At 72.0% G+C, this 1,701-nt stretch carries 3 protein-coding genes; all 3 read right to left on the bottom strand.

The window, feature by feature from the left end; genetic code table 11:
* Nucleotides 1–55: 55 nt before the first annotated feature.
* Genes AA75_RS11830 through AA75_RS11820 form a run of 3 tightly spaced genes read right to left on the bottom strand, consistent with a single transcriptional unit; the run spans nucleotide 56 to nucleotide 1,324 of the window.
* Nucleotides 56–526: a hypothetical protein gene (locus AA75_RS11830; RefSeq protein ID WP_033819843.1), complete on the bottom strand. Its 471-nt coding sequence runs from the start codon at nucleotides 524–526 to the stop codon at nucleotides 56–58.
* Nucleotides 527–582: 56 nt separating this feature from the next.
* On the bottom strand, nucleotides 583–939 hold the full coding sequence (locus AA75_RS11825; protein ID WP_033819842.1) for a hypothetical protein: 357 nt from the start codon (nucleotides 937–939) through the stop codon (nucleotides 583–585).
* A gap of 31 nt (nucleotides 940–970) precedes the next feature.
* Nucleotides 971–1,324 (bottom strand): DUF317 domain-containing protein, encoded by a 354-nt coding sequence (locus tag AA75_RS11820; RefSeq protein WP_033819841.1) that lies wholly within the window; start codon nucleotides 1,322–1,324, stop codon nucleotides 971–973.
* Between the last annotated feature and the right edge of the window lie 377 nt (nucleotides 1,325–1,701).

Below are 1,701 nucleotides of genomic sequence, written 5' to 3'. Positions count from 1 at the left end.
GGGTGCCCGGGGGGCGGGCGGGCGGAGGGCCCCGTGCCGTGCTGAAGGCGAGGGGTCAGCTGGCCAGGGTGAGGGAACTGCTGGCGGGGGCGGCAGTTTCGGTGTCGAGACTGACGATGCGCGGGCCGGTCGAGATGCTGGCCTGGCGGGTGGCGAGCCAGAGGGCGACCGAGTCGGCGCAAGCGGCGCAGTCGTCCGCGAGGGAGAGGCTCCCGTCGCCGACGTAGACGTCCACCACGTCCTCCTCGTCGGCATCGAAGGGCGAGGTCGGCTCGGGGTAGAAGCAGGCGAGCCAGGCGGAGTGGAACTCGGCGGGGCGCGCGATCTGGCCGTCATCGTCGGTGACCAGGATTTCCCCACCGGGGACCAGCAGAGACAGGGCGAAGTAGCCGCCGCCGGTGTGGACGGGCTCGAAGGCGAGGCCGCGCTGCCGCAGGGACTGGTAGACCGGACGTCCGGCGACGGGGCTCTCAACGTGGGGCAGTTCGTCGGTGAGGGCGGACTCGATGGTGCGGACGAAGGCCAACGCGTGCTCTCCTGTGGTGGGTTGGTCGGTTGGACAGTGCCGCCGGGGATGGCCTGTTACGGACGCTGGCGGGGGATGCGGAGGGGGCTCGGAAGGATCTCGCCGCCGTGGGTCTCGATCAGCTCGCGCACCAGGGCGACCGGGACGTGCAGGTACACGGACTCGGTGGGGTCGCCCTCGTTCTCGGCGGGTTCGAGGTATTCGCGCCAGCGGTCCCACGGATCGGGGCGCTGGGTCGGGAAGCCGACCTCCAGCGTCAGGGCGGGCAGCAGGAACACGTCGGCGGGGTCGGGGGCGAGCACCGAGAGGCAGAAGCCGTCCGCGCAGGCGATGTGCGGGTCGGCCAGGGCGAAGCCGAGCGCGTTGCGCTCGGTGCCGTTGGCGATGAGGTGATCCAGGCGGGGTGTGGGCAACACGTCCTCCGGGGGCAGGGGTTGGCCGAGGTCAGCGGGTGGGGTTGGCGATGAGCGCGGCGAGGAATCCGGCGACGGCCTCGGAGGGCGTGTCGATGCCGAACTCCTGGGTCCACGGCGTGGCGTCGGCGCCAGTGGGCTGGACCTGGATGCGCCAGACGATGCCGCGTTGCCAGGCGCCGGTGTCTTCCGGCAGCCAGCCGACGTACACCCGACCGTCCGGGCTGGTGCAGTGGACGTTCGCCTCCGGTGTGTCGACCATCGGCCAGCCGAGGCCACTGAGGAGGGCGAGCACGGGCTCCGCGCAGTGGTCGGAGGAGAGCCAGGAGCGGTCGTGGGCGGCGGTGCGGACGGGGGCGGGAAGGAGGCTGCTGGGGGTGTTCACGGGGGCCGGTCCCTTCGTTGACCTGCGGTTTCGGCGACATGAGTACTTTGACATGCAGCGTCCCGAAGTTCGTAGTCGTTATCCGCGATCGGACTCTGCCGTGGGCGAACTGGAAGGGAATGGATCGGGGCACCCGGGTGCTGAACCAGGGTTACGGCGCGAGGCCGTACGGGGTGAGCGGGGGCGAAGGCGTTGGTGGCGAGCAGAGGTCGGGACATGGCGGCGCTGGAGCGCAAGGTCCGCAGCGCGGGGCGGGCTTGGACGATGGGCGACGTCACGGTGATCGGCGAGGGCCAGTGGGCCGTGCGCACCGTGAGCCGCGCCGAGCGGCAGCAGGACGACGCGGTGGCGGCGCGGCTGGCGGACGGGCGGCGGGT

Source organism: Kitasatospora sp. MBT63, from assembly GCF_000710465.2.
Lineage (GTDB): Bacteria > Actinomycetota > Actinomycetes > Streptomycetales > Streptomycetaceae > Kitasatospora.
This window is presented reverse-complemented; position numbering and strand designations above follow the sequence as displayed.